Below are 15,900 nucleotides of genomic sequence, written 5' to 3'. Positions count from 1 at the left end.
TCATTCTTTGTGTTCAAGGAGCCGCAAATGTCCAAAGTCAGGTTGCCGTATCCTGCGCAGTTCAGGCCGCAGATGGTCGAGTTGGTGCGGGCCTGCTGCACCCCCGCCGAACTCTCACGCGAATTCAACGTAATCGCACAGTCCATCACCAACTGGGTCGGTCAAGCCGCCATTAATAGCGGCAAGCCGCTGCCCGGCAAGGAAGGCTTGACCTGCGTCGAGCGCTAGGAGTTGGTACGCCCGTACCGTCAACTGCGTCAAGTTCAGCAGGAGCGCGACATCTTGGCAAAGGCTACGGCTTGGTTTGCCGGTCGCAGCGATGCGACTTCGATGAAGTCTTCGGACTCGTGATGGCAAACCAGGCCGACTTCCCTGCGCGCACCATGTGCCGTGTACTAGGCGTATCCGCCAGCGGCTTCTACGCTTGGCGAGAGCGCAGGCCTTCCCAGCGCAGCATTACCAACGCGGTAATGACCGAACGAATACGCCAGATTCACAAGGACTCATACGAGTCCTACGGCATGCCGCGCGTGAGGGCCGAGCTCATCGAGAAAGGCGTCTCCATCAGCCGACATCGCGTTGCCTGAGTGACTTCGAACTGGACCGGTCGCCGTGTCTTCTGCTGCATGATGATGGCGCGCGTCGCCACCTGTTCGCCATGGCACACGTCCCGAACCTTGAGAGCGACGAGGTCACAGCCGCGCAGCTTGCTGTCGATGCCGAGGTTGAACAAGGCGAGTTCACGAACCCTGCCGTCCATTTGGAGCCGAACGCGTAGCGCCCAAATGTCCTCGAGTTTGAAGGGCACCTTTTGGCCGACGATCTTGCCCTTGTTCCATGGCTCGCGATGAATGAAGTTGGCTGTGGTTCCCATGATGGTCTCCCATCGAGTAAAGAACACTACAGGATGCACTTCTCAACGGACCGAAGTCGCCGCGTTGCCGGTGCTCCACGGCGGCTACGCGGGAGTTCTCGACGTCGGCTGACTTCCATGCTCGAGAAATGTCGGTCTCGGCCATGAGCAGTAGCGATGCTCGCTTGTCCGACGATTTCAGGCAGAGAGGGTTCATTCAGGACAGGCCAAACGAGATGCATCGTGACCAACAACCGGACTTGCAAGGGGCCAGGATCGCATGAATGAGATGCTGGCACTGGTCGTCAAGCATGCTGTAGAGTACGTGACATGACTACAGCAGCACAAAGAGCCTGGGAGGGCTTATCCAATAGCATGCGTCTCTATGTTGAGAGCAGGATGCGATTCAAAGAAATATTTGCGCTTGACCGAGAAGAGGCCGTAAAGAATCAAGATTTAGCGATTGAAGCAAAGCTCGAAAAATTCCACACACTCTACGATGTAACGAAGAATTTGCCTGGCTTTAATTACTTCGAGCATGGAGATACTTCCCTTTTAATCGCACTACGCAACGCAATCCATCATCACGAAGACCATGAGCTTTTCCGGAGCTGGAATGCTCGTATTTATTTGGATGATGGGATAAAGCGATTGGCTGGTGCGGAGTTTTTACTGGGCAGTACAACTCCGTCTGAAGATGAAATGACTGTGCGCTTTTATTACTTACTTAACGATTTTTACACTCGACTGAAAGTGCTTAAAAATTACGAAAATCAGAGGAATCTTTGGGATAATGAGCTGCAATTTGCATCAATAGCAAGAGAGGGCGTGGAAGGTCGTTATCCGGAAGACCAGGTCTATGTTGATGTAATGCCTGCATTCATGTCTGCTGTTCGCCGTGTACGTGGCTGGCTGGACTCAACGGGCTTCACCCCAGTTGGCTACGACAGTGAGACGTACTATGAGTGCTTTGAGGGGACAGCGCCAGAACGAACTTTGAACTTTATTCGGTTGAGATTGCCATACCGCGAGTAGCATTCCTTAACATCCGAGCCCGGAAATAACCGTGGCGGTGCAAATCCTCAAAAATACCTTGATTCATGGACATATACTTCTTCCTCAAGCAGCGCACCGACCTCATTCGTCACTTCTACGAAGCTGCCTCAGCACCATTTGTCGAAACGAAATGGTGCATTGAGAAGGCACTCCCACCATTCGATGATCCGCCATACGATGAAAGTGGAGAGCCGGCATTCCTAAGCGAGTGGCTGCAAGCTGACGTAGAGCATGAGTTAGTTGGCAGGGCAGCAGTCTCTATACTGTCCGAGGCGCTGAAGCAGTTCTTCGTCACTTGGGAGCGGCACATGTGGTCTGAGCCGCCATGCGCCAAGTGCTTTGAGAAAGCCTTCAAGTCAGGCTTCATCGTCGGCTATATTGAATGCTTCACCGAAGGTTTCGGACTCGACTGGTCCACTTGCCCTGCCAACCTGGATGTGTTGAAGCAAGTTGTGCTGGCGCGAAATCGGGCGCAGCACCCGGATCTAGTTCTGGATCACTTGACCCACGACGACAAGTCGCTGCTGGCGTATCCAAAGCCATTTTTCGTACGGCCTGAGGACGAAGGAATGGGCCCTGCTGCCGTCAGTTTCCTCTCCCCGACGATCCACATCAGCCGAGAGAGGCTGTTGGAGGCAATTGACCACACTGAACAGCTGGCATGCTGGCTTCAGCAGAAGCTTGAAGAGCATCGGCACCTCAGAAGGACACGCCGTCAAACGCCCTGAGGCTAAGCAGAACCAGCTGGTGTGTATCGCCACCTCAAAGCAGGGCTCAATGGCGCAGATGCCAGCTAAATGAAGTCCCATGCGATACGGCGGCTGTCGCGCTTGGGTCGTGAGCAGCCCTCGGTCATAGGCTGATACCGGCTGTGAATTCAACCGGTCGATGCAACACAATGACTGCACCTGGCGCAAGGAGTGCTGGCCATGAAGCAACGACCTCGGATCTACTACACCGAAGCACAGAAGGCGATGATGTGGGATCGCTGGAGCAAGGGCGATACCCTGCACCAGATCGGCAAGCTGTTCGATCGGCCACATACCTCCATTCAGAACATCCTGGCCGCAACCGGCGGAATCCGCCCGCCAGCGCGCCATCGATCACGATTGGCACTGACTCTCGCTGAGCGCGAGGAGATCTCGCGGGCATTGGCTGCGGGCGAATCCATCCACTGCGTTGCCGCGCGCTTGGGGCGAGCTGCATCCACTGTCAGCCGTGAGCTTCACCGCAACGGTGGCAAGAGTTGCTACAGGGCTGCGCGCGCCGATGAAGCAGCCTGGGAGCGTGCGCACCGCCCCAAGCCTTGCAAGCTGGCGAGCAATCCAGCCCTGGCGCAGATCGTGGCTGGCAAACTGCAGCATCGATGGTCGCCTGAGCAGATCGCCGGTTGGCTCAAACGGACCTACCCAGAGCAAAGGAGCATGCAGGTGTCCCACGAAGCCATCTATCGCACGCTCTTTGTCCAGACGCGGGGCGCTTTGAAGAAGGAGCTTCTGGAGCATTTGCGGCGCACCAGAGGCATGCGTCGTTCACGGCACTACACGCAAAAGACCAGTATCCATGGCCGAATCGTCGGTGCCGTCCCCATCAGCGAACGTCCGGCCTGTATAGAAGATCGAGCCGTGCCAGGGCATTGGGAAGGAGACTTGCTGTTCGGCGATGCTCATAGCCAGATCGCGACCTTGGTGGAGCGACACACGCGCTATGTGATGCTGGTCAAGCTGGTGGACAAAGACTCGTACACCGTGGCTGCGGCCCTAGCCAGACATGCCAGGAGCCTGCCGCATGAGCTCTACCGCTCCTTGACCTGGGATCGCGGCTCGGAAATGGCGGGGCACAAGCGCTTCACGTTGGCGACCGACATCCAGGTCTACTTCTGCGACCCGCACCATCCATGGCAACGGGGCACCAACGAGAACACGAACGGGTTACTCAGGCAGTACCTTCCCAAAGGCCTGGATCTGTCGGGCTACTCACAGGAGAGCTTGGATGCGATTGCAAGGCAGTTGAACCAGCGTCCCAGGAAGACGCTGGGGTTCAGAACACCTGCTGAAATGTTTGATGAGTGTGTTGCGTTGACCGGTTGAATCCACTGCCTGAAGCCGTCGTTCAAACGTCTGCGGTGGCCTACTGCTGACGCACAGGCCTTGTGACGTTGCCCTCGCAACTCACTGCAAAGCCCCGTACCTGCACACTCCATTCAGCACGCCTACGTAACAGCTTTGGGCAGCTCCCGCACGCCCACACCTGCTACGATCCTCCCCGGTGCTCAACACACCTCATAGGCGGAAGTCACTCCCGTAAGTCCAGTGGCTTTTTTTCGTCCATACGTTTCGTCTTGCCTCGAGCTCCGGGGCAAGGCTTGCTTATGGCCGGGTGGCGCGCAGCTATACAAGACCCTTCGGGGGAAATCTGCGGGCGGCCCTATGACCGTGTTGAAGCACTCGGCCGCCTCTCTCAACAGGAGGCGAAGTTGGTAGTCCAACGAATCATAGGACGCCAGTCATGGCTACGCAGACCCCGTCCGTCCGTGGAATCCCTGCAGACGACACCACTCCCCAAACCCTCCACTTCGGCGACATCCCGATCCGCACATTCCGCAGGAACGGCGTGACCTGGTTCATGGCCAAGGATGTGTGCACAGCTTTGGGAATCTCCCGCCACAAGCTGGCCATCGGCAAGCTCGCTGAAGACCACCGCTGCACCGTCCGCCTTGCCAGCGAGCCCGGCCGCATGCCCAGGCGCCAAGCCTTGGCAGCTGTCAATGCGAACGGCCTGCAGGCGCTGATTCAAGCCAGCCCATCACCTGAGGCCAAGCCCTTCAGGCGCTGGGTGCAGCGCAAGGTGTTGACTGGCGTGGATGCCCCGGCCAAAGACAGCAAACCCAAGTACAAGACCAAGCCCGGGCACGATGCCATGCACCCGCCCCAGAGCCTGATCCCGGGGCCTGCGTCCAAGGTCTTGCGCCGCATCCGCACCTGCGATGACCTGTCTTTCACACGGCGCAATGCGAAGGGGGAGCGCATTCAGTGGTTTGTGCCGCCGCGCGTGAACAGCGGGCATGAGCACTACGGGATTGGAGAGATCTGGTTCAGCGAGGTGGTGGAGCTGGCCCGCCACAACCCCAGGCATGCCTATGACGCCATGCGGTTTGCGGGGCCGGAGATGGCGCGGTACTGGAACCATGGGCACCCTGACGGCTTCTTCGACCGCATGGCGCGTTGGGCGCTGGGGGCCATTCTTGCCAATGCGCAGGAGCCCATGCTGCCGTTCGAGCTGCCCTGCCTGGGCTTTGCGCCGCTGGAGGGCATGGAGGCCATGCTGGCGACTGCGGCTGCGCCCCGGCCGCTGCCGGACCATGTGCAGGAGGCCATCGACAGGCAGGCCTGGCAGGAGGCGGCCGAGTGCCAGCGGCATTACTACGAGCGCCGCCGCCGTGACCTGATGGCGCGGCACGACTGAGGCGGGCGCGACGCCTAGAAACTGTCCCAGTCGTCATCGGCCGTGGAGGCCATGGCGATGGGCTTGGCGGCAGCCGGTTTTGCCGAGGCAGCCGACGCGGCCGGGGTGGCAGGCTTGGCAACGGCAGGCGGGGCGGCTTGGGGCACAGATGCCTTGGCCGCGCCGGGCGCCAGCGACGGTGCACGGGGCGCCGCCTGCGCCTGGGCATTGCTGCCGCCCGGCAGCCTGAAGATGGAGACCACGCGCACCAGTTGATCGGACTGGTGGCGCAGGCCGGCGGCGGCGCCGGCCATTTCCTCGACCAGGGCGGCGTTTTTCTGCGTGGTCTGGTCGATGTGGGTGATGGCTTCGGCCACCTGGGCGACGCCGCTGTTCTGCTCGGCGCTGGCGTGGCTGATGTCCGATATCAGCTGGGTGACCTTGCGGATTTCCTCCATGGCCTGTTCCATGGTTTCCCCGGCAAACGCGGCCTCCTGGTTGCCGGTGTGGATTTCGGCGACGCTGTGGCTGATGAGCTGCTTGATTTCCTTGGCGGCCTCGGCGCTGCGGCCTGCCAGGGCGCGCACTTCCTCGGCCACCACGGCAAAGCCGCGGCCATGCTCGCCCGCCCGGGCAGCTTCCACGGCAGCGTTGAGGGCGAGGATATTGGTCTGGAAGGCAATGCCGTCGATGACGCCGATGATGTCGGCAATCTTCTTGCTGCTGGCGTCTATGCCCTGCATGGTCTGCACGACCTTGCGCACGGCCTGCCCGCCTTCGGTGACGACGCGCTGGGCCTCGCGCGTGATGCGGTCGGCCGATTGCGCGTGGTCCGCGTTGTGGGCCACGGTGGAGCCCAGCTCTTCCATGGCGGCGGCCGTCTGCTCCAGCGCACTGGCTTCGCTTTCAGTGCGGGCGGCCAGGTCCTGGTTGCCCTGGGCGATTTCCGCGCTGGCCAGGGCCACGCTGTGGGCCTGTTCGTTCACGCTGCCGACCACGCGGGTCAGGCCCGTGCTGGTGGTGTTCATGGCTTCCAGCAGGTGGCCGATTTCGTCATGGCGGTCGCTGGCGATGCGCACGGTCAGGTCGCCATCGGCAATGGCGTAGGCCATGTGGCTGGCCTGCTTCAAGGGGCGCACGATCATGCGGCGGATGAGCCAGAACCACGCGGCCGACAGCAGCAGCACGGCGCCCAGGCCCATGAGGGCGAACTGCAGGATCAGGCTGCGGGTCTCGGAGACGAATTCGTCCACGTAGGCGCTGGTGGCGATGACCCAGTTCCAGGGCGCGTAGTGGCTGAAGACGACCAGCTTGTCGCGGGGCTGCTCCTCGCCCGGGTTGGTCCAGGGATAGGCGATGCTGCCCTGCTTGCGGTCCAGCATGTCGCGGATGAAGAAGCGGCCGTCGCCGTCCCTGGACTCGCTGATGTTCTTGCCCTCCATGGCGGGATGCACCACCAGCTGGCCGCGCTGGGGGCCGTCTTCGGCGTTGAGCACGAAGTAGTAGCCGGTCTGGCCGACCTTGAGCGCGCGGATGGAGTCCTTGAAGTGCTCCAGCAGTTGCGAGAAGTCCTGGCCCACGAAGGCAATGCCCACGGTGGCGCCCGCCGCGTCCTTGAGCGGGCGGTAGTGCGTCATGTACTGGCGGCCGAACAGGTGGGCCAGGCCCATGTAGCTTTGGCCGGCCTGGATGGCGGCGTAGGCGGGATGGGCACGGTCCAGTCGGCTGCCCAGCACGGCCGCGCCCTTGTCATCCTTGTCGTTCTTCAGGGTAGTGGCAATGCGCACGAAGTCGCCCTGCCCCTGGGCCGCGAACACGGTGGCCACGGCGCCGGTGCTGCGCGTGAAGGCCTGCAGCTGCGCATCGTTGCCGTTGAGCGGCTGGCCGTCCAGGCTCAGCACCGGCTCGCTGCCGCCGGTGTCCAGGCTGAGCGTGCCCTGCAGGCTGTGCGCCAGGCTGTCGGCCAGGAACTGGGTGCGCTGGCGCAGCTCCTTGTCGTTGGACTCGATGAAGTTGTGCAGCGTCCGTATGCCCTGCTGCATGTCGCTGTTCATCCTGGACTGCAGGGACTTGCTGACATCCCAGGCAATGCCCAGGACCAGCAGGCCCAGGATGGAGGCGACCCAGACGAAATTGGTGATGGACAGTTTGGTGCCCAGCCCTTGGCGGCGCCAGAAACGTTGGCCGATGTGCATTGATGCATCTCCTGTGCGGCGTAGGGCGCCGCTGTTGTGTGCGCACGCGGTATCGGCATGGAATGCCTGCGTGCCCGGCCAGGCTGACCCAAGTCAAGCCGTGGCGATTCATGGGCCGAAGCGTATCGGCGCCGCCGCCTGGGGGATTTGAGATGGGTCAAGGAAGTAACCAAGTGTTGCAACAGCAGCGGAAACTGCCGGATTGCCGCCGGCGGCGGCATTCATTGCAACGGATATGACAGCCGACGATAAGAATCGTCTTAACCTGGATTGCGCAGGTTCTGGCAAGACTGGACAGCGGTATATCGATCCGTTTTATTTCCAGAAATGCAGCCGAAAACAACCGAGAAACTGTGCGACCCATGCTACGAATTGCTGAGCAATACATCCCTGTCCAAGCCCCACCCCGGACTGAGGTTCCGCTTTTACTCGCTGGAGCAGGATGCCAATTTCGTGAACTATGGCTGCGTGCATTGCCAGGCGCCCCTGGCGATGAAGACAAGCCGGCGCGGGGCACTTCTGGGGTTTCGCCTGATGCCGTCCGAACCGCACTATCGCCTGGGCGAGGTGGACGCCGAGGGCGGCAGCCAGGCGCAAGGCCAGGCGCTGGAAGGTTGACCGGCTGGTGCAGCCCGCAGGCCGGTCAGTCGAAGAGATGGTGCTCGGCGCAGAAGGCGGCCAGGTCCTGGTTGCTGTCCACGTTCAGCTTGCGCATGGCGGAGTTCTTCTGGAGGCTGACGGTCTTGACGCTGCGCCTCAGGCGTGCGGCGATTTCCGTGATGGATTCCCCCTTGGCGAAATGCCTGAGGACTTCGAATTCGCGCGGCGAGAGGTTGTTGGCGCGTTCGCTCAGGAAAACCGTCCTCTCCTGCCTGGGCGTGCCTGCCTGGAACGACGGCGAGTAGTAGCGCGTGTTGAGGCGCACGCATTGCAGCGCCGCCATGATCTGGCTGAGCGGATCTTCCTTGAGCAGCACGCCGGCGACGCCCGCGTCATACAGGGCCGAGATGATCATGGGGTTGGAGACGGTCGTCAGCACCAGCACTTTGATGTGCGGGAAATGGCGTATCAGGTAGTCCACGTAGCGCAGGCCGTCTCCGTAGAGGTCATCGCCCGGCATGGAGTAGTCGGTCAGAACCACGTCCAGGGGGTTCGATCTGGCGTATTCCATCAAGGACGACGGGGTATCGAACGTGGCCACGACCTGGAGATTGGGGTCCTGCTCCAGGAAGTCCTTGACGCCAAGCAGGACCACGGCGTGGTCGTCCACGACAGCAATGCGCAGTTTCAGTTTCATGGGATCGCAAGCAAAGGGTTAGGGCTGGGGCAATTGCGCCATCATGGCGCGAAGGTCGGCCAGGAGGTCGTCCAGCAGGACTGACAGCGCGGCCTGCAGGCCGGGCTCCGGGGCGCCGTTCAGGAGCCGCTCCTCCAGCGCCTGGGTGCGGGCGGCAAGCTCCTGCATCCTGGCCAGCAGCAAGGCGCCGCGCATGCGGTGCAGGGCCTGGGCGGCCAGGTCGGGCCGGCGCTCATCCAGGCCGCGGGCCAGCATTGCGATGTCGTCGTTCATGCACTGCACGAAGACCTGCCTGTGCGTCTGCAAAACGTTGGGCTCCGACAGGGCCGGGGGCGGGGGAATGTCCGCCGCCGCAGCGCCGGCCTGGGCAGGCGCCGGACGCAGGCGCTTTCTCGGCGCGAACTTCTCCAGGGTGCGGACCAGGGTGCGCAACTGGATGGGCTTGACCAGCCAGGCATTCATGCCGGCGTTCAGGCAGCGGTTTTCCTCGTCCAGCATGGCATTGGCGGTCACGCCGACGATGGGGCAGGCAACCCCCTCCGAACGCAGCCGCTCGGCGAGTTCGTAGCCGTTGAGGTAGGGCATGTTCACATCCGTCAGCACCAGATCGTGCGGGCTGATGTCCCACAGCGCCAGCGCCTCCTCCCCGTCGTCGGCGACCGTGACTTCGCAGCCCAGGCTCTCGAGCTGGCCGCGCAGCGTCACTTGGTTGACGGGATTGTCCTCGGCGACCAGCACGCGCAGGTCGAACAGGGGCAGATCGGTGCCGGCGCTGGCAGAGCGCTGCGCACCGCCAAGCACCTGCGCAATGCCCTGGCCGATGCTCAGGACGTTGTGCCCGTCGATGCCCCGGTTGTCCGGCGAGGACAGGTTCAGGTGCCGCCCCTTCCACTGCGGCGCGGGGCTGTCCGCCGGCAGCAGGACGTCCAGCAGCAGCTCATCGTCATGGGCCGCCACCGGGGCGGCTGCCGCCGCGCGGGCCTGGCCGCCCCAGCGCCGCAGCCAGGCGCAGATGTTGTCCGTCAGTTCCGGGTGGGGGGTGCGCACCGCGATCCGGGCGCCCTGCAGCGCGGGAGCCTCCTCCTGCTCCGGCCCCTGCTCCTGCGCGACGGTCTCCAGCCCCAGCTCGAACCAGAACCTGCTGCCCAGGCCGGGCTCGCTCCAGACCTGGATGGAGCTGGACATCATCCGGGCCAGGCTCCAGCAGATGGACAGGCCCAGGCCCGCTCCACGGGCGGTGCGGCTGCTGTTCTTGACGAGATAAAAGGGCGTGAAAAGCTCGCCATGCAGGGATTTCTCTATGCCCACGCCCGTGTCGCAGACTTCGAACACCAGCCGGGCCTGCGAAGCCGTGCCCGGCATGCTGCGCAGGCGGACGATCACATGGCCGGCCTCCGTGAACTTGATGGCGTTGCTGATGAGATTGCCCAGGATCTGGCGGATGCGCACCGCATCGCCCAGCACCGACTCGGGCACCTGCGCGTCCACGCAGGAAAACAGCAGCAGGCCGTTTTGCTGCGCCATGGCGGCGTAGGAACTGGTGCAGTTTTGCACCAGCTCCCGGGGATTGAACGGGGCCTTTTCCAGCTGCAGCTGGCCGGCCTCGATCTTGCTGGTGTCCAGGATGTCGCTGATGATCTGCAGCAAGATGGACGAGGACGCTTCGATACGGTCCACGTATTTGCTCTGCAGCTGGGTGAGCTCGGTCATGCCCAGCAGCTCCAGCGTGCCCAGCGCGCCATACAGCGGCGTGCGGATTTCGTGGCTCATGGTCGCCAGAAAGGTGGACTTGGCCTCGTTGGCCTCGTCCGCCGCGATTCTTGCCCGCTCCAGGTTGCTCTCGATCTCCGCGCGCGCGCTGACGTCGGCAAAAATGCACAGCGTCACATCCTGGCCGAGGTAGCGCGTGGGCGCATAGGCCACATGAAGCGTCCTGCCCTGCTCGGTGACCAGGCGCTCCATGGTGCCTGCGGCCCGGGCATGGACAATCTCCTCCAGCGCCGCCTTGTTCTCCGGCGAGCCGGGACGCAGGTAGCCATCGGCCGAGTGCAGCCACTCCTGCACCAGCGAGTTGCTGAAGATGATTTTCCCGCTGCCGTAGGCCACAAGGCAGATGGCCACGGGAGCGGTTTCGATCAGCGTCCTGTTGAATTCATTGCTCTCGACGATGACCCGCTGCGCCTCCTGCGCGGGCGCAATCACCTTGCGGTTGAACCACCGGGTATAGGCCACGCCGGCCAGCAGGCTCAGCAGCAGGGCCAGCACCAGGCCGGCAGAAGGGGCGAACAGCCTGCCCTGGAAAAAGGTGGCGTAGTCCACCTGGTAGTAGCCGGTCCACCGGCCGGAGGCATCCTCGGTCTTGAGGATCAGGCCATTGCGCGTGTACTGCATCCCCGTGTTGTCCACCTGCGGGACGGGGCCGGTGCCCATGAGCACGCCGAAGTCCCGGTGCTCCAGCCAGAAAAGATGCCTGGGCAGCGTATGGATGGTTCTTTCTATGGCGCTGATGCGCTGGCGGCTGAAAAGGATGGCGGCGTAGATCGGGCTTGTGGCGGCTTCGTCGCCGGCTTCGAGATGGCTTGAAAAGCCGGCGGCGACCATGCCGATCATCTTCTCCGGGAACTGGGGCGACCGGAACCAGACGATTTCCTGCGCCGGCGCCGTGGAGCCGGCGCCCGGCCGGGCATCGGCGGCCCTGGCCCGCAGATGCGCCTTGACGGCGGCAATCGTGCTGTCGAACATTTCCTGCGTGACGCTCTCGTTGCCGATGGGCACGTCGATGGCCGGCACGCCGATGCTGATCGCCCCGTCCTCCTTGGTGAAGAAGGCAGCGGCTGCCGGAAAGTAGGAGCCTGCCCAGAAGGAGGAATAGCCTGCGGCCAGGGAGCTGCCCAGCGAGAAAAGCCGGTCCGGGAGCGTGTCGCAGGCCACGCGCGCAGAGCATTGCAGTGAAAAGGGAATGCCGCCGATGGCCTCGCGGCCACGGAACATGCGGTAGTCCGCCTGCGCAGGTGCGGGCACGTCGACGATGGTGGCTATCCTCTGGTCCGGCAGCGCTTTCCAGGACTCGTTGCGGCCCTTGAGCCGCCGAAGGAAGATTTCCTGCTCCTGCAGCGAGCCGACGATGGCGGAGAAGTTCAAGGCCAGGCGCCCCTGCTCCTGCTCGAAGATCCTCTCCGAACCCCACAGCAGCACGGCGATGAGGAAGATCGCCAGGGGAAGCGCTCCAAACAGTACCCGGTTCTGCCAGCGTGTGGTGCGTGTGATCTTGCTGAACGGGGAGTCGGGCATGGACGCCTTGCGTGCTTGGGTCAGGTGGGGTTGCCTTGGTGCCGGGGTTCGGACGCCAGCATAAGGGCAAATTCAACCGCAGGCACCGCGGCGGACAGCAGATAGCCCTGCACGCAATCGCATCCGATGCTGCGCAGCAACTCCAGGTCCCGGGTGGTCTCCACGCCTTCCGCCGTCACCGTCAGGCCCAGCTGCCGCCCCAGTTGCACCGACGACGTCAAGGCCGCAGTCCGCACCTCGTCACCTGCCGCACCGGCCACGAAGGCCCGGTCGATCTTCAATTCGGTGAAGGGCGTGGAGATGAGGCTGTACATCGAGCTGTATCCGCGCCCGTAGTCATCCTGGGCCAGGCCGAAGCCCTTGAGGCGCAACCGGCTCGCGCTCATGTAGTAGTTGGCGGGTATGCCGACGGCCTGGTCCTCCAGAAGCTCGAACGTGATGTTCTCCGCAGCAATGCCGCACCGGGCCGCCATGCCGTGCAACTCGTCCGGCAGGCCGATATCGTCCAGCAGCGGTATCGGCAGGTTGACGGACACAGGCACGACATGTCCGGCACTGCGCCAGGCCAGGTGCGCCGACATGGCATCTTCCATCATCCGCACCAGCAAGGCATGGTCCAGCCCATGGAACCGGATGGCGGACATGAACGAGCCCGGCATCATGAAGCCGAACTGCGGATCGTTCCAGCGCGCCAGCGCTTCCACGCCGACGATGTGGCCCGTGAGCAGGGATTTCTTGGGCTGGAACCAGGCCTGTATGGTTTTCTCCTGCAAAGCCTGCACCAGGTGGGCCTTGGCGAAAATCGGCCGCTCCCTGATGCCGGCAGCGGTTTTCCCCTCGTTTGCATGGACGGACCTGAGTTGGCTGACCAGCGCCTGGACATGGTCCGTGCCGAACGGCTTCTGGAACATCCCGATGACGGAAAAGCCGGACTCCTTGGCCATGAGACTGACGCTGTTCATCAGCCGGCGCGAGCAGGAGGTGGATATCACGAGCATGGGATGCAGGTCGCGCCGGCTCAATTCATCGATGAACTGCAGGCCGTCCATGTCAGGCATCTTCAGGTCGGTGATGACGAGATGGAATCCGCCGTCGCCCAGCTTCTCCAGGGCCTCCCGCGCGTTGCAGGCCATGTGCGTGTCCGTGAGTCCCGCCTCCATGAGCAGGCTGCGCGCGTGCTCGCAGCACAGGGGATGGTCGTCCAGGATGAGTACTTTGAATGGGGCCAGCATGGGTTCAGGTCCTGCCTTGCTTGATGTTGTTCAAGGTGGTGCGCAGCACCGCCAACGTGAATGGCTTGCACAGCAGGCTGTCGAAGCCGGCCGGCAGTCCGTCGCCCTGCCCCTGCCCCTGCCCCTGCCCCTGCCCCTGCCCCTGCCCTTGCGATTGCTCTTGCGCCTGCGTCTGGGTCTGCGGCTGCGGCTGCGGCTGCGGCTGCGCATTGGCCGTCAGCCCGACGATCGGGCGGACATACCCGCGCTTTCTGAGCGCACGCGCCAGGGCCGGGCCGTCCAGCAACGGCATGTGCAGGTCGGTGAGAACGGCATCGAATTCGAGCAGGCCGGGCAGGGACAGCGCGTCCTGTCCATTGCTGGCCTGCTGGACCTCGCAGCCCAGCAATTGCAGCTGCTCTCGCAGGATGATCCTGTTGATGGGGTTGTCCTCGACGATGAGCACCCTCAGCCCCAGGGGCTCGTGGACCTGGGCGGCGGCGGCATACAGGTCGGGGCGCGCACCCGGCGCAATGCCCTGCTGGGCCAGGCCCAGCGCATGGCCCACTGCCGGCACGCCAGGCGCGCTGGCCTCCCACACGCAGGCCTGCACGGTCTCGCGGGGGCTCTCGCCCGGCGCCAGCGCCAGAACGCACTTGCCCGTCCATTGCGGACGGCGCAGCGACCGCGGCCAGGCTTGCACCAGCACGGCCTGCTCATTGGGACCCTGCACCTGGTCCCGGTAGGGCTGGGCCATGGCGCCCCAATGCCGCAGCCAGGCGCACAGGTTGTGCACGACTTCCGGAATGGCGCCATCCACGTAGACGGTGTGCGGCAACAGACTGGGCACTGCCTCATAGCCTGCCGCGCTCTCGCGCGGCAGGCGCAGCTCGAATGACACGCAGGTCCCCAGTCCCGGCTGGCTGGCGGCCGTCAGCCGCCCGCCCATCTCCTGGCTGAGGCGCAGGCAGATGGACAGCCCCAGGCCCGCGCCCTGGACCTGCTGCTGGGTGGCCGCATGGGCACGGAAGTACGGGTCGAACAGGAAGGGCTGCTGCTCCGGGTCGATGCCGATGCCCGTGTCCTGCACCTGGAACCGCAGGTCGGTGCCTTCCTCGCTGTCACCCATGACCTGCAGGCGCAGGGCCACGTGGCCGGAGAACGTGAACTTGATGGCATTGCCCACCAGGTTGTCCAGGATCTGCCGCAGCCGCAAGGCATCGCCCACCAGCAGGGGCGGCGTTTTCACATCGGAGACGGCATACAGCTGCAGGCCCTTTTGCTCGGCACGCGACAGCAGGCCTGCGGCCACGCTGTCGAGCAGTTCGGTGGCCGAGAACGCCTGGGCCTCCAGCTGCAGCCGGCCCGCCTCGATGGCCGACAGGTCCAGGCTGTCGTTGACGATGCGCAGCAAGGAGGCCGATGCCTGCTGCATGGCCCCCAGGTAGCGGGTCTGTTCGGAAGGAACCCTGGACAGGGCCAGCAGCTCCAGCGTTCCCAGGATGCCAAAGAGCGGTGTGCGTATTTCGTGGCTCATGGTCGCCAGAAACTGCGTCTTGGCCTGGCTCGCCGATTCGGCGCGCTGCTTGGCATCGACCAGCGCTGCCTGCGCCTGCCTGAGCGCCGTCACATCGCTGACCAGGCAGAAAACCACCGGTTCGCCCCCGTGGGTCGTGGGCGTGGTGCGGACCTCCACCCATCGCCCGTCCCCCAGCGCCAGCTCACGCGGGCCCTGCTGCGTGCCCCCGGCCACGGCCTGCTCGAACCAGGAAGCATCACTGCACACCCACTGCCGGGCCAGCGCATTGGACAGCAGCAGGCTGCGATCGCTGCACCGCACCAGCGCCAGGCCCACGGGTGCCGTGTCCAGCAGCTTTCGGCAGAGTGCATCACCGGCGGCGCAGGCCCCTGCCCGGCTCCAGGCCGAAGCCGGCACGCCGCGTCGCAGCCGGCCCACGCACCATGCAAGTGCAGCCATGAGGGCAAGTCCCAGCGACACGGACCACAGCAGCAGCCAGGCGTGGGCCCTGACCAGTTGCCGCACGGGCTCCCAGCGGTCTGCAAGCCATGCGGCGTTGTTCACGGATTTGCGCAGCAGCAGCGATTCGGGAAGGCCCCGGCCCACATGCATCAGCGAATACAGCGGCACGAGGTGGTCCTGCGGTGCGCTGGTGCGCCACGGCCATGCCAGACCGGCCTGGGAATGGACGGCCGCGCGGGTCGCGCCCACGGCAGCGTCCAGCAGCAGGAAATACCGGTCCATGAAAAACAGCTGCATGTCCCCCACAGGCACATGCGCGCGGCTGCGGGATGGCGGTGCCTGGGCGGCATCGTCCCTGCCGCTGTGCAAGGCGCAGGCCAGCATGGCCATGATTGCCAGTGCAAATACCGTCCAATCACGCAGCGACGCCATCCAATCGCGCAGTGCCATGGACGGGCACCACCCGTGCCGAGTCGAGCGGGAAGAAAACAGAAGGTCTTGAAACTGGCGCATTGCCAAATCATAGGAATCGGATGAAGAAACAGGGCTAAGAATTTTCTTAATCCTGCAAA

At 63.6% G+C, this 15,900-nt stretch carries 10 protein-coding genes and 2 pseudogenes; 6 read left to right on the top strand and 6 right to left on the bottom strand.

Annotated elements, in window-relative coordinates; genetic code table 11:
* Nucleotides 1-27: 27 nt before the first annotated feature.
* Nucleotides 28-584, top strand: a pseudogene (locus ACN20X_RS14755) (IS3 family transposase); the annotation flags it as partial.
* Here ACN20X_RS14755 and ACN20X_RS14750 read toward each other — a convergent pair.
* Nucleotides 575-874, bottom strand: a pseudogene (locus ACN20X_RS14750) (site-specific integrase); the annotation flags it as partial. The pseudogenes ACN20X_RS14755 and ACN20X_RS14750 overlap by 10 nt on opposite strands.
* A 309-nt stretch (nt 875-1,183) precedes the next feature.
* Between ACN20X_RS14750 and ACN20X_RS14745 the strand changes: the two are divergent.
* From ACN20X_RS14745 to ACN20X_RS14730, 4 genes are all read left to right on the top strand, one after another.
* The gene (locus tag ACN20X_RS14745) at nt 1,184-1,888 is read left to right on the top strand and encodes a hypothetical protein (protein ID WP_016453682.1); all 705 of its coding nucleotides are present in this window, start codon (nt 1,184-1,186) and stop codon (nt 1,886-1,888) included.
* 65 nt (nt 1,889-1,953) lie between these two features.
* Nucleotides 1,954-2,637, top strand: a complete 684-nt coding sequence (locus ACN20X_RS14740) for a hypothetical protein (protein WP_151019697.1) — start codon at nt 1,954-1,956, stop codon at nt 2,635-2,637.
* 201 nt (nt 2,638-2,838) lie between these two features.
* Nucleotides 2,839-3,999, top strand: coding sequence for an IS30 family transposase (locus ACN20X_RS14735; RefSeq protein ID WP_016448150.1), 1,161 nt, complete (start codon nt 2,839-2,841; stop codon nt 3,997-3,999).
* 418 nt (nt 4,000-4,417) lie between these two features.
* The gene (locus tag ACN20X_RS14730) at nt 4,418-5,374 is read left to right on the top strand and encodes a BRO-N domain-containing protein (protein WP_473209519.1); all 957 of its coding nucleotides are present in this window, start codon (nt 4,418-4,420) and stop codon (nt 5,372-5,374) included.
* A gap of 14 nt (nt 5,375-5,388) precedes the next feature.
* On the opposite strand, the gene ACN20X_RS14725 is transcribed toward ACN20X_RS14730, so the two are convergent.
* Nucleotides 5,389-7,548, bottom strand: coding sequence for a methyl-accepting chemotaxis protein (locus ACN20X_RS14725; protein WP_473209518.1), 2,160 nt, complete (start codon nt 7,546-7,548; stop codon nt 5,389-5,391).
* Between the two features lie 372 nt (nt 7,549-7,920).
* Between ACN20X_RS14725 and ACN20X_RS14720 the strand changes: the two genes are divergently transcribed.
* Entirely contained in the window at nt 7,921-8,166 is a 246-nt protein-coding gene (locus ACN20X_RS14720) for a hypothetical protein (protein WP_223275363.1), read from the top strand.
* Nucleotides 8,167-8,191: 25 nt separating this feature from the next.
* On the opposite strand, the gene ACN20X_RS14715 is transcribed toward ACN20X_RS14720, so the two are convergent.
* From ACN20X_RS14715 to ACN20X_RS14700, 4 genes are read right to left on the bottom strand one after another with little or no spacing between them, the layout of a single operon-like run.
* Entirely contained in the window at nt 8,192-8,845 is a 654-nt protein-coding gene (locus tag ACN20X_RS14715; protein ID WP_016448158.1) for a response regulator, read from the bottom strand.
* Between the two features lie 18 nt (nt 8,846-8,863).
* Nucleotides 8,864-12,136: a hybrid sensor histidine kinase/response regulator gene (locus ACN20X_RS14710; RefSeq protein WP_473209517.1), complete on the bottom strand. Its 3,273-nt coding sequence runs from the start codon at nt 12,134-12,136 to the stop codon at nt 8,864-8,866.
* A 20-nt stretch (nt 12,137-12,156) separates the two neighbouring features.
* Nucleotides 12,157-13,368, bottom strand: coding sequence for an EAL domain-containing response regulator (locus ACN20X_RS14705; protein ID WP_133074214.1), 1,212 nt, complete (start codon nt 13,366-13,368; stop codon nt 12,157-12,159).
* Between the two features lie 4 nt (nt 13,369-13,372).
* Entirely contained in the window at nt 13,373-15,778 is a 2,406-nt protein-coding gene (locus ACN20X_RS14700) for an ATP-binding protein (protein WP_473210797.1), read from the bottom strand.
* Nucleotides 15,779-15,900: the final 122 nt, after the last annotated feature.

The organism is Delftia sp. PX-1, from assembly GCF_055797465.1.
This window is presented reverse-complemented; position numbering and strand designations above follow the sequence as displayed.

Excerpts from the sequence above, each read along its gene's own strand:
- ACN20X_RS14745 (WP_016453682.1), top strand. The coding sequence starts at position 1,184 with ATGACTACAGCAGCACAAAGAGCCTGGGAGGGCTTATCCAATAGCATG.
- ACN20X_RS14730 (WP_473209519.1), top strand. The coding sequence starts at position 4,418 with ATGGCTACGCAGACCCCGTCCGTCCGTGGAATCCCTGCAGACGACACC.
- ACN20X_RS14740 (WP_151019697.1), top strand. The coding sequence starts at position 1,954 with ATGGACATATACTTCTTCCTCAAGCAGCGCACCGACCTCATTCGTCAC.
- ACN20X_RS14710 (WP_473209517.1), bottom strand. The coding sequence starts at position 12,136 with ATGCCCGACTCCCCGTTCAGCAAGATCACACGCACCACACGCTGGCAG.
- ACN20X_RS14705 (WP_133074214.1), bottom strand. The coding sequence starts at position 13,368 with ATGCTGGCCCCATTCAAAGTACTCATCCTGGACGACCATCCCCTGTGC.
- ACN20X_RS14700 (WP_473210797.1), bottom strand. The coding sequence starts at position 15,778 with ATGGCACTGCGCGATTGGATGGCGTCGCTGCGTGATTGGACGGTATTT.
- ACN20X_RS14715 (WP_016448158.1), bottom strand. The coding sequence starts at position 8,845 with ATGAAACTGAAACTGCGCATTGCTGTCGTGGACGACCACGCCGTGGTC.
- ACN20X_RS14735 (WP_016448150.1), top strand. The coding sequence starts at position 2,839 with ATGAAGCAACGACCTCGGATCTACTACACCGAAGCACAGAAGGCGATG.
- ACN20X_RS14725 (WP_473209518.1), bottom strand. The coding sequence starts at position 7,548 with ATGCACATCGGCCAACGTTTCTGGCGCCGCCAAGGGCTGGGCACCAAA.